14 protein-coding genes, 1 pseudogene and 1 riboswitch are annotated in these 19,629 nt (G+C 70.6%); of the genes and pseudogenes, 8 read left to right on the top strand and 7 right to left on the bottom strand.

What is annotated here, in order from left to right:
* Positions 1-183: 183 nt before the first annotated feature.
* From ACTWPP_RS07450 to ACTWPP_RS07440, 3 genes are all read right to left on the bottom strand, one after another.
* Positions 184-2,193 (bottom strand): PAS domain-containing protein, encoded by a 2,010-nt coding sequence (locus ACTWPP_RS07450; RefSeq protein WP_443103330.1) that lies wholly within the window; start codon positions 2,191-2,193, stop codon positions 184-186.
* 76 nt (positions 2,194-2,269) lie between these two features.
* A complete protein-coding gene (locus ACTWPP_RS07445) occupies positions 2,270-3,631 on the bottom strand; it encodes a purine-cytosine permease family protein (RefSeq protein WP_443103329.1) in 1,362 nt (453 codons plus the stop codon).
* Positions 3,624-3,740, bottom strand: a riboswitch (TPP riboswitch). It overlaps the preceding gene by 8 nt.
* Positions 3,741-3,841: 101 nt before the next feature.
* Positions 3,842-4,177 carry a rhodanese-like domain-containing protein gene (locus tag ACTWPP_RS07440; RefSeq protein ID WP_443103328.1) on the bottom strand — a complete coding sequence of 112 codons (336 nt, stop codon included), beginning with the start codon at positions 4,175-4,177 and terminating at the stop codon, positions 3,842-3,844.
* A gap of 70 nt (positions 4,178-4,247) precedes the next feature.
* Between ACTWPP_RS07440 and ACTWPP_RS07435 the strand changes: the two genes are divergently transcribed.
* On the top strand, positions 4,248-4,685 hold the full coding sequence (locus ACTWPP_RS07435; RefSeq protein ID WP_443103327.1) for an SSI family serine proteinase inhibitor: 438 nt from the start codon (positions 4,248-4,250) through the stop codon (positions 4,683-4,685).
* Between the two features lie 100 nt (positions 4,686-4,785).
* Here the strand turns inward: ACTWPP_RS07435 and ACTWPP_RS07430 are convergent, their stop codons facing one another.
* A complete protein-coding gene (locus tag ACTWPP_RS07430; RefSeq protein WP_443103326.1) occupies positions 4,786-5,577 on the bottom strand; it encodes a phytanoyl-CoA dioxygenase family protein in 792 nt (263 codons plus the stop codon).
* 102 nt (positions 5,578-5,679) lie between these two features.
* Between ACTWPP_RS07430 and ACTWPP_RS07425 the strand changes: the two genes are divergently transcribed.
* The 3 genes from ACTWPP_RS07425 (at position 5,680) to ACTWPP_RS07415 (ending at position 11,164) form a co-directional block, all read left to right on the top strand.
* Positions 5,680-6,591 (top strand): AraC family transcriptional regulator, encoded by a 912-nt coding sequence (locus ACTWPP_RS07425; RefSeq protein ID WP_443103325.1) that lies wholly within the window; start codon positions 5,680-5,682, stop codon positions 6,589-6,591.
* A gap of 372 nt (positions 6,592-6,963) precedes the next feature.
* Entirely contained in the window at positions 6,964-8,355 is a 1,392-nt protein-coding gene (locus tag ACTWPP_RS07420; protein ID WP_443103324.1) for a glycoside hydrolase family 43 protein, read from the top strand.
* 76 nt (positions 8,356-8,431) lie between these two features.
* Positions 8,432-11,164 carry a beta-L-arabinofuranosidase domain-containing protein gene (locus ACTWPP_RS07415; protein ID WP_443103323.1) on the top strand — a complete coding sequence of 911 codons (2,733 nt, stop codon included), beginning with the start codon at positions 8,432-8,434 and terminating at the stop codon, positions 11,162-11,164.
* Positions 11,165-11,168: 4 nt separating this feature from the next.
* Here the strand turns inward: ACTWPP_RS07415 and ACTWPP_RS07410 are convergent, their stop codons facing one another.
* Positions 11,169-12,032 carry an Fpg/Nei family DNA glycosylase gene (locus tag ACTWPP_RS07410; protein WP_443103322.1) on the bottom strand — a complete coding sequence of 288 codons (864 nt, stop codon included), beginning with the start codon at positions 12,030-12,032 and terminating at the stop codon, positions 11,169-11,171.
* A gap of 346 nt (positions 12,033-12,378) precedes the next feature.
* Here ACTWPP_RS07410 and ACTWPP_RS07405 point away from each other — a divergent pair, with 346 nt between their 5' ends.
* The 4 genes and pseudogenes from ACTWPP_RS07405 (at position 12,379) to ACTWPP_RS07390 (ending at position 16,662) form a co-directional block, all read left to right on the top strand.
* On the top strand, positions 12,379-12,585 hold the full coding sequence (locus tag ACTWPP_RS07405; protein ID WP_443103321.1) for a heavy-metal-associated domain-containing protein: 207 nt from the start codon (positions 12,379-12,381) through the stop codon (positions 12,583-12,585).
* A gap of 61 nt (positions 12,586-12,646) precedes the next feature.
* On the top strand, positions 12,647-13,600 hold the full coding sequence (locus ACTWPP_RS07400) for a hypothetical protein (protein ID WP_443103320.1): 954 nt from the start codon (positions 12,647-12,649) through the stop codon (positions 13,598-13,600).
* A 32-nt stretch (positions 13,601-13,632) separates the two neighbouring features.
* Positions 13,633-15,915, top strand: a complete 2,283-nt coding sequence (locus ACTWPP_RS07395; protein WP_443103319.1) for a heavy metal translocating P-type ATPase — start codon at positions 13,633-13,635, stop codon at positions 15,913-15,915.
* Positions 15,912-16,662 (top strand): annotated as a pseudogene (locus tag ACTWPP_RS07390) (oxidoreductase). The gene ACTWPP_RS07395 and the pseudogene ACTWPP_RS07390 overlap by 4 nt, the downstream one beginning before the upstream one ends.
* A 13-nt stretch (positions 16,663-16,675) precedes the next feature.
* On the opposite strand, the gene ACTWPP_RS07385 reads toward ACTWPP_RS07390, so the two are convergent.
* Together ACTWPP_RS07385 and ACTWPP_RS07380 are read right to left on the bottom strand one after the other, a co-directional pair.
* On the bottom strand, positions 16,676-17,281 hold the full coding sequence (locus ACTWPP_RS07385; RefSeq protein WP_443103318.1) for a TenA family protein: 606 nt from the start codon (positions 17,279-17,281) through the stop codon (positions 16,676-16,678).
* 192 nt (positions 17,282-17,473) lie between these two features.
* Positions 17,474-19,474: a bifunctional polysaccharide deacetylase/glycosyltransferase family 2 protein gene (locus ACTWPP_RS07380; RefSeq protein ID WP_443103430.1), complete on the bottom strand. Its 2,001-nt coding sequence runs from the start codon at positions 19,472-19,474 to the stop codon at positions 17,474-17,476.
* Between the last annotated feature and the right edge of the window lie 155 nt (positions 19,475-19,629).

The raw sequence follows: 19,629 nt of genomic DNA, 5'->3' as shown, positions 1-19,629 counted from the left end.
TTTACTCCTCACGCGCGCGTTTCGTCCGTCACACCCCGGGGCCACCGAACTTTCCCGCAGAGGCCAACCCTGCCACCTGTCGAGACCGCTCATTGCCCTGGTCACAACGGTCTCACCACGGCACCATCGAGGGACTGTCCTTACGGTGAGTAACCGCCGCCGGGGTCGGGTCCGGCCGGGCGGTCAGTCCGCCGCGCGGAGCACGAGCCGCATGCAGGTGCCGTCTCCAGGGTGCGCGCCACCTGCGGGTCCTCGTCCCTCCGCCGCCCGCAGGAGGGTGTTCGGACGTCCGGGCGGCACCGTCGCCGGGGTCGCCGATCCTTTTCCTCCCCGCCGGTACGGGTTTGTGTGAGATACCTCACGGTTGCCAGCTCCGCCCGGATGTGCGGAGATCGTTCCGCCCTGGGCCTCCGTCAGGCGTTTGACGATATAGAGGCCGAGCCCGATGCCGCCGAAGCGCCGGCGGTCCCCCGCCTCGCCCTGGACGAACCGCTCGAAGATCCGCTCATGGTCGCCGGGCGGGATGCCGATCCCCTCGTCCACGACCGTCACCACGACGTCGGACTTCTCGCGGACCGCCCGGACGCTGACCGTCCCGCCGTCCGGGGAGTACTTGAACGCGTTCTCCAGCAGCTGCCCGAGGACGATGTCGGTCGCCATCGCGTCCCCCTGGCACGGCGGCAGGTCCGGCGCGATCTCCAGCTCGACCCGGTGCAGCGGCGACAGCGACCGGAACCCCGCGACGACGCCCTCCAGCACCCGGGCCAGGTCGAACGACTCGATCGTCACGGTCAGCTCGTCGGCGCCCGCGCGGGACCCCAGCAGCAGATGCTCCACGAGGCGGCCGAGCGACTGGGCGCGTTCGGCGATGGTGGCGACGGCGGCGCGGCGGTCGGTGTCGGCCAGCTCGTCCCACCGGTTGACCAGCGTGGACGCGAACCCCTGCACGACCGTGATCGGGGTGCGCAGCTCGTGGCTGGTCGTGGCGAGGAACAGGTCCTTGGCCTCCTCCAGCGCCTTCGCCTCGGACACGTCACGGAAGTCGACGACCAGCTCGCCGGTCTCCTCGATCTCGGCGGCCAGCACGTTCAGCCACGTCCCCGACTCCAGCCGGAACGTCAGCATCTCCCCGAGCGCGGGCATGTCGAACGGCAGCGGCCGCCCGATCGCGTCCTCCGGCGGGATGCCGGTGAGGGTGTGCGCGGCGGGGTTCCACTGCCGGACGACGAGATCGTGGTCCAGCACGGCGATGCCGTCGGCGCTGGAGTCGATGACGGCGCGTTCGTGCGCCCGCTGCCGGACGACCTCCGCGTAGGCGACGGCGTTGCCGACCGCGACCCCCGCGTGCCCGGCGAGCAGTTCCAGCAGCTCGAGCTCGGTGTGCCCGACCTTGCTGCCGGAGAACAGGGCGTAGAGCGCGCCGTACGGCCGGTTCTGCAGGTACGACAGCCCGAGCGCGATCGTGTGGAGGCCGGACAGCTCCGACCAGATCAGGTCGCCGAGGCGCCGCTCGCCCGTCGCGAGCAGAACGGTCTTGCCGGACCGCAGCACCTCCCCGACCAGGCTGGACCGCAGCTCCGCGGACGTCCCGCGCATGTGCTCGGGCAGCCCCGACATGCTGACCAGCCGCAGCCGCTCACCCTCGATCCGCACGAACCCGCCCGCGTCGGCGCCGGTCAGCTCGATCAGCGCCGCGGTGATCCGGTCGAGGACGACGGCGAGGTTCAGTTCGGCGTTCAGGTCGGCGACGATGTCGTTCAGCCGCCGGACGAGCCGGGCCCGCTCGGTCATGTGGTGCTGGACGATCTCGTCCTCGTCCACCGGGTGGTACACCCCGACCCAGCCGAGCAGGTTCCCGGACGGGTCCTTCAGCAGGCTCGTGTCGATCCGCACGTCGATGAGGCGGCCGTCCCGGTGGAACCTGCGGGTCGCGATCGAGATCTGCCCGCCGTCGCCCGCCCGCCGTGTGAGGAGCCGCTCCTGGACGGCGTTGTGCTCGGCCTTCAGCTCGTCGGGGACGATCGGCGGGACCCGGCCGACCATCTCCAGCGCCGTCCACCCGAACATGCGCTCGGCCGCCGGGTTCCACACCGTGACGCGGTGCCGCTGGTCAACGGCCACGATCGCGTCGGCGGCGCTCTCGATGACGGCGCGCGCGATCGGGTCGTGGACGTGGTGATGCACGCCTGTCATCGTGCCACCGGACCCCGGCATGGCGCCGGGTAACTTGCACCGAAACTTCCCACGTCACCCTTACCCTTTGGTAAGGCTACCGTCTGGTAACACGGCCGATGAGGAGAGCGGCGAACCCGGACACCAGGAACGACAGCATCGAGGCGCTCATCCAGGTCTGCGGGACGAAACGCACGGCGTCCCGCACGTCGATCCAGAAGTCCGCCCACCCGCTGACGGTGCCGGGGTTGATGAGCTGGTAGACGACGAACCCGCTCGCCCAGGCACCGATCATCCCCCAGCGGGACGGCGCCGTCCGCGAGACGTCCCACCCGTCCAGGCCCTCCCCGGCACCCGCCGCGGCGCCGGCCCGGCGGCGCCGCCCGAGGAAGAAGTCGGCGGCCAGCACACCGAGCATCGGCACGAACACCGACCCGATCAGCGACAGGAAGCCCGCGTAGTCGCCGATGTCCAGGACCAGCGCGAGGACGGTGATGCCGATGCCGAGCAGGACGCTCAGCACACGGCGGTCGGCGCGCGGCGCGAGGTTCTGGATGGACACGGCGGTGGAGTAGGTGTCGGCGAACGACTGGTCCGCCTCCCGCAGCACGAACACCGCGAAGAAGACGACGCCGAGCGTGGCGCCCAGGAACGGGTCGAAGACGTTGTCGGTGTTGCCCGCGACCAGCGCCAGCGCCAGCAGGCCGAGAACGTAGGCGACGATCTGCGTCACCGAGTAACCGACGGCCGCGGCACCGAACGCCGCGCGCTCCGTCCGCGAGTGCCGGGTGTAGTCGGCCGCGACCGGCACCCAGGAGATCGACACCGCGAGCGCCGCGTCCGCACCGATCCAGAAACCGCCCCACGACCCCTGCGAGAGGTCGGGCAGCGGCTCGCGGAGGATCTGGAAATAGAAGTACACAAGTGCGATCGCCACGGCGACCGTCACGTACCGGCGCAGCAGGCGCACCGACCCCAGCGGCCAGATCGTCAGCACCGTCGTGATCAGCCCGGCGGCGATCACATAGCCCCAGCGCGGTATCCCGTCCCACAGCTCGGTCGCGGCGTCCGCGATGACGATCAGCTCGAACGTCCCCCAGCCGACGAGCTGCGCGATGTTCAGCACGGTCGGCGCGTACGACAGCTTCGCGCCGAACAGCCCGCGCAGCAGCACCATCGCGGGCTGGCCGGTGCGGGCACCGGGGACGGCGGCGAGGCCGAGCATCAGCCCGCCCAGGATCGTCCCGACCGCCATCGCGACGATGCCCGCCATGATCGACAGCGTGGGATTGCCGTCGGTGTCCGGCGCCAGGACGGTGTACGCGCCGGAGAAGGCCAGCAGGCTGACCCCGAGGTTCGCCCAGAACGCGCCCTGGTCCCAGAACCCGAGGACCTTGGGGGCGGGCTTTTCGAGAGTGAAGGGGACTTCGTTCGGGCGCTCGCCCACGTCGGACGTCACGGAACACACTCCCTACGCCGGCATTACCCGGACAGGTTCATGCGGTCGGCGACGCCTCGAAGGCCGCCCTCTCAGCCCGGCAGTGGCCCGAGCTCCCGCGGAAATGGACCGGCGCCGTATCGGACCGGTCCTGTGGCCGGCCCCGATCGTACAAGGGCCCGGCTTCCGCCCAATAGGGCGTAGATCACCTGAAAAAGAGCAAGACCACCGTCATGCCACGTACGGGGGACCGTCGCCGCCGCCCTCCATCGGACGTCCCGCCTCGGCCCAGCCCTTCATCCCGCCGTCGACGTTCTTGGCCAGCCAGCCCGCCTGGTTGAGCGCCACGGTCACCTGCGCGGACCGGGGCCCGGACCGGCAGATCACGAAGACCTCCTGGTCACGGGGAACCTCTCCGGCACGGTCACCCAGCTGGCCCATGGGGATGTGGACCGCCGTCGGCGCGTGACCCGCGTCCCACTCGTCCTGTTCCCGCACGTCCAGCAGGTACGCGTCCTGCGGAACGTCAGCGGCTCCGACCGCCGGCACGTCGTCCCCGAAATTCATCACACACCCATGGAACCGCGCGAAGCCCCCCTGCGTCGAATCACGCATGCGGTATCGGACGCTCCTTTTCGTGGCGCCCGGGCTGGCCGTGCTCCTCTCTTCGGCCGCCTGCGGCGACGAACAGGCCAACGGAACCCCCGCCGACAAGCCTTCGGGCACCACGTCCGTGCAGCCCTCCAGCTCGCCGGCGGACACGCTCACCATCGAGGTCAGGGCCTCCGCGGAGGCCCCCGCCAAGACCTGGACACTGACCTGCGAACCGCCCGGCGGCACCCATCCCAAGGCCGCCGAAGCCTGCGCGGCTCTGGCCAAGACCAAGGACCCGTTCAAGCCCGTCCCCGAGGACCAGATGTGCACCAAGATCTACGGCGGCCCCGCGGTCGCCACGGTCAAGGGCACCTGGAACGGCAAGGAGATCGACACCAAGTTCACCCGCAAGGACGGCTGCCAGCTGCACCGCTGGACCCAGGTGGCACCCCTCTTCGGCAACGTCCCCAAAGTCCGCTGAACGAGCCTTCCCCGTTCCGGCTCCGTTCCCAGTCCACCAACAGGCCCCGGCGATCCGCCGGGGCCTGACGTGCTTATCGTGAGCGTCCCTCTCGGCCGGCTCAAGCCCAGGGACGGAGGAAGATGCCGCCGTCCAGCCGGTCGCCCGCGGTGAGCCCGAGAAGATCGGTCACGATGTGCTCAGTCCCGCTGTAGCGGGTCTCCTCGTCCATATAGATGACGACGTGCGCGAGCCGGGCCCGGTCGGTGCGGTTGGGCAGCGCCATGTGACCGGTATAGCCGCTGTGGAAGGTGCAGTCGCCGGCGCGCAGCGGCACGGTGACGCGGGGGATCCAGCGCAAGGACGGGTCCGTCGCGAACAGGTCGTCCTCGTGGTGGAGGTCCTGCGGGCGCAGGCCGGTGCGATCCTGGGTGCCCGGCAGGAAGGTCATGCAGCCTCGTTCGGGCGGAACGTCCACCAGCGCTATCCACGCCGACAGCGGGAGCCGGTCGCCTGCATGCGGCCAGTACGGGCGATCCTGGTGAAACTCCGTGGCGGCGTCGTTGTGCGGCTCCTTGACCAGCATCTGGTCGTGCCAGAGCCGCAGCGGGAACCCGGCGAGCTGTTCGGCGATCCGGCCGAGCCGCCGGTCGAAGGTGAGCTCCCGCAGTGTCCCGTCCCGTTGCCAGACGTTGACCAGCTGGCTGAAGACGCCCTGCTTCTCCAGACTCTCCGCGCGATGGGCCTCCAGGAACCCCTCGGCGCAGGTCCGGAAACGCTCGACCTGCTCCGGCTCGAGAACGCCTCGCACTCGAACGAAACCGGCTTCGCGGTAGGCCGCGACGAGCTCGTCCGGCACCCGGCCGTCGGCATCGATGTCGCTCTGGGACGAGTCGGTCGTGGGCGTCGTCATCGCTGACCTCCGAGGTTCCTGCCGTTGGGACACACCTCAGCGTCGCCGTGACGAGCCGCTTCGGGCTAGGCCGATCCCGGCGAGTAGTCGTACGATCCCGACATGACCGCCACGCTGCACGAGCACGCTCTGTTCAGCGAGGGCCCGGTCATGGGAGGCGTCCACCACCTGGACGCCGACATCGAGCCCCACGCGCACGACTTCGTCGAGATCGCGGTGATCGGAACCGGCCGCGGCCGGCACGTGACCAGCCGGGGCGAGCACGCGCTGCGGCGCGGTCAGGTCATCGTGCTCCGCCCCGGCGCCTGGCACGGGTTCCGGGACTGCGCCGATCTGACCGTCGCCAACTGCTGCCTGTCCGCCCAGGCGCTCCGAGCCGAACTGGCGGCGCTGGTCGACATCCCGATGCTGCGCCGGATGCTGTGGACCGATCCGGTGGCGTCCGGCACGCACGGCGTGGCGGTCACGACCGTCGATCCGGCCGCCGCCGAGGAGGCCATCAAGGAGATCATCCTGCTTGAACGCGACCTCCGGGCCGGACGGGGGCGGCGGCCGGGCCGCGTGCTGGGTCGGCTGGTCACCGTGCTCGGCGTCCTGGCCGACGGCCGTGGCCCCGGCCGGGTGGAATCCGCCGTCCACCCCGCCGTCGCCGCCACCATCGCCCGGCTGGAGGAGGCACCGGCCGATCCGTGGCGGCTGGACGATCTCGCCCGGGCGGTCAATCTGGATCCCGCCCATCTCGGCAGGCTGTTCGGACGGCACGTCGGGTTGACGCCGCTGGGCTTCCTGGCCCGGGTGCGGGCCGAGCGCGCCGCCACGTTGCTCGCACATTCGACCCTGCCGGCCGCCCGGGTCGGCGCCGCCGTCGGCTGGGCCGACCCGACATACTTCGCGCGCCGCTTCCGGACGCTGGTCGGGCTGACACCCACCGAGTACCGGCGACGTAGCCGATCAGCCGCCCACGAGCACCTCAGCGCCCTGGCCGACTCGACGGCCGAACGGAAGAGTCCCTGACCGGTGTACGGGTCGCAAGAATCATCGCCGCCCGGCGAGGCGGGTGATCGATCACTCTGGAGTTGCTTTCTGCGCTCGATGCCCATGTTAATGCCCAAGCCAGATGTGTGTTTGCGCAAACATCATATCGGCGTCAGCCCGCCGGCAACCATTGGGCGGGGGGCGCAGCAGGGCCAGTCAGCCAGGGAGCGAGTGCCGAACATTCATGGTTCACGGTCTTGACACCACATATGTTATCGCTCACATTATCCCTGGTACGTCCCTACCCCCGCGATATCCGGACCCAATGTGCGCGGCCGCCCCCGGCGGTGGCTGTTCGAACTTCCAATGGTACGGCCATGCCTTGTCGTCTCTGTGGAAAGGATCGGCGCCTTGATCAATCGCCGGAGAGCATTGACACTGCTCATCAGCGCCTTCACGGCGGCCGCCGCCATCGTGGTCAACGGTCCGCCGGCCGCGTCGGCGGCGTCGGCGGCGTATGGCGCCTACGTCATGGCGTACTTCACCGAAACGCCCCAGAGGGCGGGCGCGAACTACGGATTGCACCTCGCGGTCAGCCGGGACGGGCTCAACTGGGCGCCGCTGAACGGGAACGGCCCGGTGGCCACGCCGACGGCGGGCACGCGGGGCCTTCGCGACCCGTTCGTGTTCCGCCAGCAGGACGGCACGTTCGTCGTGCTGGCGACAGACCTCAACGGCACCGATTTCTCGCAGGACAACCAGTACCTGCACGTATGGGACTCCGCGGACCTGACGAATTTCAGCGGGTACCGCCGGATCAGGATGCACACGTTGAGCACCCATACCTGGGCGCCGACGGCGTTCTGGGACGCCTCCCGCGGGCAGTACGGCATCGTCTACTCCGCCAACAACGGCAGCGACGTGCTGATGGTGAACTACACCACGGACTTCCGCACGGTGAGCGCGCCGCAGGTCTACTTCAGCCCCGGCTTCGCTGTTCTCGACGGGGACATCGTGGTCGACGGAGGTACGACGTACCTGTACTACAAGAACCTGTCCAACGGACTCCTCTACGGGGCGAGGTCATCGACCGGAGCGCCCAACAGCTTCACCACCTATACCGGTGGGCTGAGGCAGGGGAACGCGATCGAAGCGCCGTTGCTGGTCAAAAGCAACGAAGGCGGCGGGTGGCGGCTGTGGGGTGACTCGTTCAGCCCCGTCAACAACGACTACTACGCATGGTCCACCTCGGACCTCGGCAGCGGGGCGTGGACGGCGATGAGCCAGCGCGACTACACACCGCCGCTGAACTCCAAGCACGGCTCGATCACCGGGATCACCGCCGCCGAGTACGACGCCTTGGTCGCCCGCTGGGGCACACCGGACTGGGTGCGGCTGAAGTCGTTCAACTACCCGGACCGCTACGTCCGGCACGCGAACTACGTCGGGCGGCTCGACGCGTACCCGTTCGACCCGTACCAGGATCAGATGTGGCGGATGGTGCCCGGCCTGGCCGATTCCGCCGGCGTGTCGTTCGAGTCCGTGAACCACCCCGGCCACTATCTCCGGCACAGCGACTTCGAGGTCCGGCTCCAGCAGAACGACGGCACGGCGACGTTCCACGCCGACGCCACGTTCCATCGCACCGCGGGTCTCGCCGACGCCGGCTGGTCGTCGTTCCGCTCCCACAACTACCCGGCGCGCCACCTCCGGCATTCCGGCTTCGTGCTGCGGATCGACCCGATCAGCGCCTCGTCGAGCGCCACCGACCGGCAGGACGCCACATTCCGGGTCACTCCCTGACCACCCCGCCCGGCGCGGCCCCTCCCCGCGCCGGGCGGGCCTCCCCGCACCCAGCTGAACGATCTTGGAGTCCGTCATGCCGTCCCCGCATCTCAGCCGCCGCCGGCTGCTTCAGGCCGCGGGCATCGCCGTCGTCGCGCCCGCCGTGCCCGCCGTCGGCGGCGGCATCGCCGCGGCCGCGGTGCCGCCCGCCCGCGACGACATCGGTGTCTCGGCCCATCCGTTCGAGCCGGGCCAGGTCCGCCTGACCGCCGGCCGCTGGCTGGACAACCAGAACCGCACGCTGGCGTACCTGCGTTTCATCGACGTCGACCGGTTGCTCTACAGCTTCCGTGCGAACCACCGGCTGTCCACGCAGGGGGCGGCGCCGTGCGGTGGGTGGGAGGCGCCCGACTTCGAGTTCCGCAGCCACAGCCAGGGGCATTTCCTCACCGCCTGGGCGCAGGCGTGGGTGGTACTGGGGGACACCACCTGCCGGGACAAGGCGAACCGCATGGTCGCCGAGCTGGCCAAGTGCCAGGCGAACAACGCCGTCGCGGGGTTCAACACCGGCTACCTGTCCGGGTTCCCCGAATCAGACCTCGACACCGTGGAAACGGGCGCACGCAAGGGCGTGCCGTACTACTGCCTCCACAAGACCCTGGCGGGCCTCCTGGACGTGTGGCGGTACATCGGCAACACGCAGGCCCGGGACGTACTGCTGCGGTTCGCCGGGTGGGTCGACTGGCGGACCGGCCGGCTGACGTACGACCAGATGCAGACCACGCTGAGGGTCGAGTTCGGTGGCATGAACGCCGTCCTGACCGACCTGTACCAGCAGACCGGCGACTCCCGCTGGCTCGCCGTGGCGCGGCGATTCGACCACGCCGCCGTCTTCGATCCGCTGGCGGACGGCACGGACCGGCTCAACGGCCTGCACGCCAACACCCAGGTCCCCAAGTGGGTCGGGGCCGCCCGGGAGTTCAAGGCCACCGGCACCACCCGCTACCGCGATATCGCCGCCAACGCCTGGAACATCACCGTCGACGCGCACACCTACGCGATCGGCGGCAACAGCCAGGCAGAACACTTCCGGGCGCCGCACGCCATCGCCTCGTACCTGAAAAGCGACACGGCCGAGGCGTGCAACACCTACAACATGCTCAAGCTGACCCGGGAGCTGTGGCTGCTGGACCCGGACCAGGCGGCGTACTTCGACTTCTACGAGTGCGCGCTGCTCAACCACCTCATCGGCCAGCAGAACCCCGCCAGCGGCCACGGCCACGTCTGCTACTTCACCGGGCTCAACCCGGGCGGTCGCCGCGGCCGGGCAGGGCCGGTGGTCGGCGGGGGCAGCTTCAGCACCGACTACGGCACGTTCTGGTGCTGTCAGGGGACGGCCCTGGAGACCAACACCAAGCTGATGGACTCCATCTACTTCCAAAACGGCACCACGCTGACGGTGAACCTGTTCACCCCATCGGTGCTCAACTGGTCGCAGCGCGGGATCACCGTCACCCAGGCCACGAGCTACCCGGCGAGCGACACCACCACCCTGACGGTCACCGGCGACGTCGGCGGAACGTGGACGATGCGCATCCGGATCCCGTCCTGGACCAGCGGGGCGACGGTCAGCGTCAACGGCGCGCCCCAGAGCATCGCCACGACCCCGGGCGGCTACGCCACCCTCAGCCGGTCGTGGACGTCCGGCGACAGGGTCACCGTCCGCCTCCCCATGCGGGTGATCATGCGCGCCGCCAACGACGACGCCGGCGTCTCCGCGATCACCTACGGCCCGGCGGTCCTGTCGGGCGACTACGGCAACACCGCGCTCAGCACCCTCCCGGCACTGGACGTAGCGTCGATCACCCGCACCGACCCCACCACCCTGACCTTCTCCGCCACCGCCGACGGCTCCCAGGTGGGCCTCATCCCGTTCTATGACGCGCACGGCCACAACTACACCGTGTACTGGCGCGCACCCGGCGGAGGCGAGGCCGTCCCGAGTTACCGGCTGTTCAACGCCGCCAGCGGCCTGGTCCTTGGCGTGACGGACATGTCATTGGCCGACGGTGCCCTGGCCCTGCAGTGGGGCGACACCGGAACCCCGGACCACGACTGGGAGATGCCCGTCGACGGCTCCGCCGTGAAGTTCCGCAACGTCAACAGCCGGAAGGTCCTCGGCGTCGAGAACATGTCGACGGCGGACGGCGCCCGCGTGCTGCAGTGGTCCGACACCGGCACGGCGGACCATCGCTGGACGGTCATCGACGCGGGCGACGGCACCCACAAGATCCGCAACGCCCACAGCGGCAAACTGCTGGCGATCCTCAACGGCTCGACCGCCGCCGGTGCCCAGGCCGTCCAGGACTCCGACAACGGGACCGCGGACAACCGATGGTGGTTCGTGCCCAACGGCACTCGACGCATCCAGAACATGGCCACCGGTCTCGTCCTCGGCGTGCAGAACATGTCCACGTCGGACGGGGGCCTGGTCGTCCAGTGGGACGACAGCGGAACGCCCGATCACCTCTGGACCGCCGTCCTCGACACGGGCGGCTACGTCCGGCTCCGCAACGCCCACAGCGGCAAGGTGCTCGGTGTCGAGAACATGGCGAACACCAACGGCGCCCGCGTCCTGCAGTGGACGGACAACGGCACCGACGACCACCGCTGGCGGCTACGCCACACCGCGAGCGGCCGCTTCCGCATCCAGTGCGCCCACGGCGGCCGGGTCCTGGGCGTCAGCGGCGCTTCCTCCACCCGCGGCGCACAGATCGTCATATGGGACGACAACGGCACCGACGACCACCTCTGGCGCTTCCTCTAAGCCCTCACTTGAGGAGGCGGGACATGCGGCGGTCGGCGAGGGGTTTGCCGCCCGTCTGGCATGTGGGGCAGTACTGGAGGGACGAGTCGGCGAACGACACCTCCCGGATGGTGTCGCCGCAGATGGGGCATTTCTGGCCGGTGCGGGCATGGACCCGCAGGCCGGTCTTCTTCTCGCCCTTGAGGTCCTGTGCTTCGAGGCCGCGTGAACGTTCCACCGCGTCCCGCAGGGTGCCGACGATCGCCTCGTGCAGGATCGCGACGTCCTCCTCGGTCAGCGACGCGGCGATCTTGAAGGGGGACGTCTTCGCGACGTGCAGCACCTCGTCGGAGTAGGCGTTGCCGATTCCGGCGATCACCTTCTGGTCGCGCAGCAGGCCCTTGATCCGGGTGCGTTTGCCGTTGAGGATCGCGGCGAGCGCCTCGGGGGTGAACGCGTCGTCCAGCGGGTCGGGCCCCAGCGACGCGACGCCCGGCACGTCGGCGGGGTCGCGGACGACGTAGACGGCGAGGCCCTTCTTCGTGCCGGCCTCCGTCAGGTCGAAGCCGGAACCGTCGTCCAGGTGGACGCGCAGGGCCAGGGGATTCTTGCCGCCGGGCCGGACGGGCCTGGACGGGATCTCGTCCCGCCATCGCAGCCAGCCGGCGCGGGCCAGGTGGATGACCAGGTGCAGCCCGTCGACGTCCAGATCGAGGAACTTGCCGTGCCGGGACGCGCCGGTGACGGTCAGCCCGCCCAGCGAGGTCACCGGCGGGTCATAGGTCTTCAGCGCGGAGATGGCGAGAACATCGATCCGGGCGACCGCATGGCCGACCACGCGCTCCCGCAGGAAGCCCGCCAGCGCCTCAACCTCAGGTAGCTCAGGCATGTCTTCAGTATCGGCGATGAAGTCGTCCACAGGGCTGTGGATGGCTGTGGAAAAGCTTGTGCACAACTTCGGATTCGCTTGCACGTGCGGCTTTTCAGGTGGCAATACCTCAGCGAATCCGGACAAAGCGACGAGGGGGTCCCGGGCGGCCGTCACACAGGGTGTGGATAACTTCCATGTAACGACCCCCGGGTAACCGCCTCCGGGAGCCTGTGCGGGTGGTTCGCCAGGGTGTGACCGGGATCTCGAAATAACCCCTAGGGGGTAGGGGTTGCCGGGGGCGAACGGTTATGGCAGCATGAGGGCACGAGATACCCCCCTGGGGTAAGACGAGGGAGAACACGAGATGAGCACCGCCACCTACACCGTCACCGGAATGACCTGCGGCCACTGTGTCAGCTCGGTCACCGAGGAGGTCGAGCAGATCGCGGGCGTGACCGCCGTCGACGTCGACCTGCCGACCGGCCGGGTGACCGTGACGAGCGACGCGCCCCTCGACGACGCCCTGGTCAAGGACGCCGTCGAAGAGGCCGGTTACGAACTGACGTCATGACCGGGCGGCGCCCCGCGTCCCGGCGGGGCGCGCCCATGAGCAACGAGCGGAGTGAATCGGCATGAACAGCGCGACCAAGGTGGGGGCGTATGCCGTGGGCCTGGCCGTGATCTTCGGCGGAGCCGCCGGCATCGGCAAGGCCGTCGGTCCCGTCGGCGCCGCGGCCGAGACGGCGTCCCATGACGGCGGGGGCCACGGCGGGGGCGGCGGAGGCCACACCGGCGGGACGTCCCACGCACCCGGTGGCCTGCAGGTGTCCGAGGACGGCTACACGCTCGTCCCGCGCAGGACGACGCTGACGCCCGGCAAGCGGACCGACTTCCGGTTCACCGTCAACGGGCCGGACGGCAAGCCCGTCACCGGGTTCAAGCCCCTGCACGGCAAGCGCCTCCATCTGATCGTCGCGCGCAGGGACCTGTCGGGGTTCCAGCACCTGCACCCGACCGAGGCCGGAGGCGGCGTCTGGACGGTGCCGATCACGCTGCCGAAGGCGGGCCTGTACCGGTTCTTCACCGACATCCAGCCGGATGGCGCGCGGCGCCAGCTGACGCTGGGCACCGACGTCTTCGCCCCGGGCGACCTGCGGCGCACGCCGCTGCCGAAGCCCGAGCAGGTCGCGAAGGTGGACGGGTACGAGGTCGCGCTGTCGGGCGGACTCACTCCCGGCAAGTCCACCGAACTCACTCTGTCGGTGAGCAAGGACGGCGAGCCGGTCACCGACCTGCAGCCGTACCTGGAGGCGTACGGCCACCTGGTGGCGCTGCGCCAGGGCGACCTCGCCTACCTCCACGTCCACCCGGACGGGGCGCCCGGAGACGGAAAGACGAAGCCGGGGCCCGGCATCACGTTCTTCGCCGAAGCGCCCAGCTCCGGCGCATACCGTCTCTACCTGGACTTCAAGCACGACGGCGAGGTCCGCACGGCCGAGTTCACGGTGCACGCCGGCGATGCCGCGGTACCCGTCCAGGAGACCGAGGACGAGCCCGGCCACGACGACCGGCCCCACACGCACTGACCATCCCGCACGATCAAAGCAGAGGAGGAGCGATGAGCACGGACACCGGGTCCGGGCGTATCGAGCTGGCGATCGGCGGGATGACGTGCGCGTCGTGCGCCAACCGCATCGAGCGGAAGCTCAACAAGCTGGACGGCGTGACCGCGACGGTCAACTACGCCACCGAGAAGGCCAGCGTCAAGTTCCCCGAGGGGGTATCGGCGGACGAGCTGATCGCCACGGTCGCGAAGGCGGGTTACAGCGCCGAACTCCCGGCACCGCCGAAGTCCGAGCAGGAGCCCGGCGCGGCGGAGCCGGACGACGGGCTGCGCCCGCTGCGGCAGCGGCTGATCACCTCGGTCGTCCTGTCGGTCCCGGTCATCGCGATGGCGATGATCCCGGCACTGCAGTTCGAGGCGTGGCAGTGGCTGTCGCTGACGCTCGCCGCCCCCGTCGTCGTGTACGCGGGATGGCCGTTCCACAAGGCGGCGGCGATCAACCTGCGGCACGGCGCGGCGACCATGGACACGCTGATCTCGCTCGGCACGATCGCCGCGTTCGGCTGGTCGCTGTGGGCGCTGTTCTTCGGCACCGCCGGTGAACTGGGCGTCAAGCACGGCTTCGAGTTCTCGATGACCCGCTCGGACGGGTCGATGAACATCTACCTGGAGGCCGCCGCCGGCGTCACCATGTTCATCCTCGCCGGACGGTACTTCGAGACGCGGTCCAAGCGCCGCGCCGGAGCCGCCCTCCGCGCCCTGCTGGAGATGGGCGCCAAGGACGTCTCGGTCATCCGGGACGGACGCGAGGAGCGCATCCCGGTCGACCTGCTCTCCGCGGGGGACGTGTTCGTCGTCCGCCCCGGCGAGAAGATCGCCACCGACGGGATCGTCGAGGAGGGCTCGTCCGCCGTGGACGCGTCCATGCTGACCGGCGAGTCGGTCCCGGTGGAGGTCGGGCCGGGCGACGGCGTCGTCGGCGCCACCGTGAACGCGGGGGGGCGGCTGCTGGTCAGGGCCACCCGCGTCGGCTCCGACACCCAGCTCGCGCAGATGGCCCGGCTCGTGGAGGACGCGCAGACCGGCAAGGCGCAGGCGCAGCGGCTCGCCGACCGGATCTCCGGGATCTTCGTCCCGGTGGTGATCGCGCTCGCGCTCGGCACGCTCGGCTTCTGGATCGGGACCGGCACCGGCGCCACCGCCGCCTTCACCGCCGCGGTCGCCGTGCTGATCATCGCCTGCCCGTGCGCCCTGGGTCTCGCCACCCCGACCGCCCTCATGGTCGGGACGGGACGCGGCGCCCAGCTCGGCATCCTGATCAAGGGCCCCGAGGTGCTGGAGTCCACCCGGAAGATCGACACGATCGTCCTGGACAAGACCGGCACCGTCACGACGGGACGCATGGCCCTGGTCGACGTCGTCACCGCCGGCGGCGTGTCCGAGGACGACGTCCTGCGGCTGGCGGGGGCGCTGGAGAACGCGTCCGAGCACCCCATCGCGCAGGCGATCGCCCGGGGGGCGGTGGGGCGTGGCCAAGGGGGTGGAACACAGGGCGCGACCGAGCGCGTCGGCGAACTCGGCACGGTCGAGGGCTTCACCAACATCGAGGGACTCGGCGTCCAGGGAGTCGTGGACGGTCACGGTGTCCTCGCCGGCCGGCCGCAGCTCCTCGCCGAGTGGTCGCAGCAGCTCACTCCCGGCCTCGAACAGGCCATGGAAGAGGCCCAGGCGCTCGGCCACACCGCGGTCGCGGTCGGCTGGGACGGCGAGGCCCGCGCCGTGATCACCGTCGCGGACCAGGTCAAGCCGACCTCTCGGGAGGCGATCGAGCAGTTCAGGTCGCTGGGACTGCGTCCGGTCCTGCTGACCGGCGACAACGCGACGGTGGCCCGCACGGTCGCCGACGCGGTCGGGATCGACGAGGTGATCGCCGAGGTCCTGCCCCAGGACAAGGTCGACGTCGTCAAGCGTCTCCAGTCCGAGGGCCGGACGGTCGCGATGGTCGGCGACGGCGTCAACGACGCCGCCGCGCTCGCCCAGGCCGACCTGGGTCTCGCGATGGGGACGGGCACGGACGTCGCGATCGAGGCGTCCGACCTGACCCTCGTCCGCGGGGACCTGCGGGCCGCCGCCGACGCGATCCGGCTGTCCCGCCGCACGCTCGGCACGATCAAGGGCAACCTGTTCTGGGCGTTCGCCTACAACGTGGCGGCTCTGCCGCTGGCGGCGTCCGGCCTGCTCGTCCCGATGATCGCGGGTGGCGCGATGGCGTTCTCCTCGGTCTTCGTGGTGAGCAACAGCCTGCGGCTGCGCCGCTCTGGCACGTGGGACGGATGACCCACCCGCTCAACCTGCCCGGCGGCGCGACGCCCGTCGCCCCCTCGCCCGTCCGGATCGAGGCGGAGCCCATCTACACCCCCGCGGGCGACGTCGACCACGTCACACCGCGCGCCATGACGACCGCCGAGGCGGAGGCCGCGATCGCCGCCTTCGCCGCCGAGGCCCGCAACGCCATCAGGGCCGGGTTCGACGGCGTCGAGGTGCACGGCGCCAACGGCTACCTCATCCAGCAGAACCAACCGGCGCACCGACCGGTTCGGCGGCTCCCGCGCCGGGCGGCTGCGGTTCGCGCTCGACGTCGTGGAGGCCGTGGCCGCCGAGGTGGGGCCCGGACGGGTCGGGCTGCGCATCTCCCCGCACAACCCGGAGAACGAGATCGCCGAGCAGGACCCGCAGGGCACCTACCGGGCGCTCGTCGACGCCCTCGACCCGCTCGGCCTCGCCTACCTGCACATCATCGAGCGCGGCGCGTACGGGGCGCTCGCCGATCTGCGCCCGCGCTGGTCGGGCACCCTGATCGGGAACTTCAACGGCCCCGAGCCCACATCGCGGCAGGCCGGCGAACAGGTCGTCGCCGTGGGCCTGGCCGACGTCTTCTCGTTCGGACGCCTGTTCGTCTCCAACCCCGACCTGCCGGCCCGCTTCGAGGGGGACGCGCCGCTCAACCCGCACGTCCCCGGACTCCTCTACGGCGGAGGCGCCGAAGGCTACGTCGACTACCCGGCCCTGGCGCCCAGGCGTTAGCCCGGACGGGCCCTCACGGGACGTCCCAGAAGGCGATCTCGTGGCGCATGCCCTCCAGGAACAGGCGTTCGGCGGTTTCGCGGCCGGCGCCGGACTCGTCGATCATCTGGGCGATGCGTCCTGTCAGCTCGGCGAAACCCGGGTCGGCGTAGGTGTCGACCCAGCGGCGGTAACGCGGCTCGGACGGCGGGTTCTCGGCCAGGCGGGCACCGAGCGTGGAATAGCCCCACATGCACGGGTAGAGGGCGGCGAGGCCGTCGGCGTACGAGGCGGCGCTGTCCAGAAGGAAGGACGTGTACGCGACGCAGGCCGGGCCCTTCTCCGCACCGTCCAGGTCGGCGGCGAAGCTCGCGGACAACGATCTGTGCAGGTCGAGCTCGTCGTGGAACGTCGCGTAGGCGAGATCGACGAGATCACCGAGATGGGAGGCGGGGGCCTGCCACGCCAGCCTGGAGAACACGCGCACGTAGTCGTGCAGGAAGAGGTAGTCCTGTTCCAGCCAGGACCGGAACACCGCCTCGTCCAGGTTCCCTTGGGCTATGCCCACGACGGTAGGGTGCTTGAGCTGGTCGTCGACCAGCGGACGGCCGAGTTCCTCCAGATGCGCCGCGAGACTCATGCCCGCAGTCTCGCATCGCCTTGAACGGACCCGGAAAACGACCAGGCCCCGCCGAGTCTTGCGACCCGGCGGGGCCCTGGTCTTGCACCGGTGTGCGGGTCGCCTCTCGGCGAAAGGCACAACACGGCTCCAGCCGGACGGTATTCCGTGAAGGCAAAAGGTGAGGCCCGGGGACACCAGGCACACCGGCTGTTAGGTGTAACCGACGGGCCCCCGGGATTGTTCCCGGCCCTTCAGATCGGCGAAGGTCCCCGTCCGCCGGACGGTGTGCCAGCCCAGGCGCGCCCCCAGGAGCGCGGTGACGACGGACTGGACGACGACCAGGTACATGAGCTGCCGGTAGACGAACTGCTGGAGCGGCAGCGCCCACAGGGGACGGATACGTTCGCCGTCCAGCCGGAGGGCGTAGGCGCCGGCGGCGGCCTGCGCGGCGACGAAGACCGCCCAGGTGAGGACGGGCACGACCGGATCGAGGAACAGCAGGCCGAACAACGCGAACAGGTCGATGGCCGGCGCGAACAGCGGCAGCAGCACGTGGAACACCGTCAGGTACGGGAGGCAGCGGCGCCCGAACCTGCCCGAGCCGCCGCGTTCGATGACGGAGCGGCGGTGCTTCCACATCGCCTGCATCGTGCCGTAGCACCAGCGGTAGCGCTGCCTCCACAGCTGCCGCAGCGACGACGGGGTCTCCGTCCAGGCCAGGGCCTTCTCCTCGTAGACGACGCGCAGGCCGGTGCGGCAGATCGCCATCGTGAGGTCGGTGTCCTCGGCGAGGGTGTCGTCCGGGACGCCGCCGGCCTCGGCGAGGACCGACCGGCGGAACGCCCCGATCGCGCCGGGCACGGTCGGCATGCACCGCAGGACGTCGAACATCCGCCGGTCGAGGTTGAAGCCGATCACGTACTCGATGTGCTGCCAGCGTCCGAGGATCCCGCCGCGGTTGGCGACCTTGGTGTTGCCGCTGACCGCGCCCACCCGCGGGTCGGCGAGCGGCGCGACGAGATGGCGGATGGTGTCGCGCTGGAAGACGGTGTCGCCGTCCACGAGCACCAGCACCTCGGCGCGGGCGACGGCGATCCCCGCGTTGAGCGCGCTGGGCTTGCCGCCGTTCGCCTTGCGGATCAGGTGGACGGCGGGCAGCCCGATCGAGTCGACGATCGCGGCGGTGCGGTCGAGGGATCCGTCGTCCACCACGATCACCTCGACGGTGCCCGGATAGTCGGTGTCCAGCAGCGAGGCGACGGTCGCGCCGATGCTCGCCTCCTCGTTGTAGGCGGGGACGATCACGGAGACGGGCGGGAAAGGGTCGGGCGGCATGCCCTCGTGCCCGGGCGGCCGGTCGTACCCGGACGGCGCCGGAAGGTCGGCCGCACCGGACACGTCCGGTGGGCGGCGCGCCGGCGACCGGACCCGGCGCACGTGGACGTGCGCGAACAGCAGCATCAGCACGAGCCTCAGCACGTACAGGATCCCGGCCGCCCCGAACAGCACGCCCATCGTTCCGGTGAGGGCGGACGCGGCGTGCTGCGCGCCGACGAGCGTCCAGCCGGCGGCCCTCTCGTGCGCGGGCACCGGAACCTCGGCGTCGGGCATGTTCAGCGCGTCCGTGAGCGTGGTGAAGCGGTAGCCCTCCGGCTGGAGCCGCTCGATGACGCGCTCGACGGCGGCGACGGTGGCGGACCGGTCGCCGCCCGAGTCGTGCAGCATCACCACGGCGCCCTCGTCGCGCTCGCCGGCCGCCAGCGCGGCCTGGACGATCTTCGCGGTGCCGGGAGCCGCCCAGTCCTTGGTGTCGCGGTCGGTGAGGACCACGACGTACCCGTCCTCGCCCGCCCGCCGCGCGGCGCGCCACTCCGGCGCGGTCAGGCCGTCCGGACGGGACGAGTACGGCATCCGCATCAGCCTCGTGTGGACTCCCGCGGCCCCCGCCAGGGCCCGCTGCGTGAGGTCCAGTTCCAGCTGCTGCCGCCACGCCGGCGCGGTGGCGAGGTCGACGTGGGTGTAGGTGTGCGAGCCGATCTCGTGGCCCTCGCGGAGGATGCGGCGGGTCAGCCGGGGGTTCTCGGCCACGTGGGCGCCGATCGTGAAGAACGTGGCGCGGGCGCCGTGGCGGCGCAGGACGTCCAGCAGCCGCGGCGTCCATGCCGGGTCGGGGCCGTCGTCGAACGTCAGCGCGATCGTCTTCGGCGGCATGCGCCGGCTCTGCGGGGTGTCGCCCGCGAGGTTGACGACCGGTCCGCCGGAGGTGATCTCCGATGGCGCGGGGACGGGACGCGCCGGTGTGTTCCGCGGCGCCTCGCCGACGACACCGTGGGAGAAACCGTCCAGCAGCAGGAGCACGGCCAACA

The organism is Actinomadura sp. 3N407 (genome assembly GCF_052245875.1).
Lineage (GTDB): Bacteria > Actinomycetota > Actinomycetes > Streptosporangiales > Streptosporangiaceae > Spirillospora.
The sequence above is the reverse complement of the archived record's forward strand: the minus strand, read 5'-3'. Positions and strand labels throughout refer to the sequence as shown.

What these genes read in the sequence shown, in the direction of transcription:
- ACTWPP_RS07395 (WP_443103319.1), top strand. Translation starts at nt 13,633, where the DNA reads ATGAGCACGGACACCGGGTCCGGGCGTATCGAGCTGGCGATCGGCGGG.
- ACTWPP_RS07440 (WP_443103328.1), bottom strand. Translation starts at nt 4,177, where the DNA reads ATGAATTTCGGGGACGACGTGCCGGCGGTCGGAGCCGCTGACGTTCCG.
- ACTWPP_RS07425 (WP_443103325.1), top strand. Translation starts at nt 5,680, where the DNA reads ATGACCGCCACGCTGCACGAGCACGCTCTGTTCAGCGAGGGCCCGGTC.
- ACTWPP_RS07380 (WP_443103430.1), bottom strand. Translation starts at nt 19,474, where the DNA reads ATGCCGCCGAAGACGATCGCGCTGACGTTCGACGACGGCCCCGACCCG.
- ACTWPP_RS07400 (WP_443103320.1), top strand. Translation starts at nt 12,647, where the DNA reads ATGAACAGCGCGACCAAGGTGGGGGCGTATGCCGTGGGCCTGGCCGTG.
- ACTWPP_RS07405 (WP_443103321.1), top strand. Translation starts at nt 12,379, where the DNA reads ATGAGCACCGCCACCTACACCGTCACCGGAATGACCTGCGGCCACTGT.
- ACTWPP_RS07415 (WP_443103323.1), top strand. Translation starts at nt 8,432, where the DNA reads ATGCCGTCCCCGCATCTCAGCCGCCGCCGGCTGCTTCAGGCCGCGGGC.
- ACTWPP_RS07385 (WP_443103318.1), bottom strand. Translation starts at nt 17,281, where the DNA reads ATGAGTCTCGCGGCGCATCTGGAGGAACTCGGCCGTCCGCTGGTCGAC.
- ACTWPP_RS07450 (WP_443103330.1), bottom strand. Translation starts at nt 2,193, where the DNA reads ATGACAGGCGTGCATCACCACGTCCACGACCCGATCGCGCGCGCCGTC.
- ACTWPP_RS07410 (WP_443103322.1), bottom strand. Translation starts at nt 12,032, where the DNA reads ATGCCTGAGCTACCTGAGGTTGAGGCGCTGGCGGGCTTCCTGCGGGAG.
- ACTWPP_RS07430 (WP_443103326.1), bottom strand. Translation starts at nt 5,577, where the DNA reads ATGACGACGCCCACGACCGACTCGTCCCAGAGCGACATCGATGCCGAC.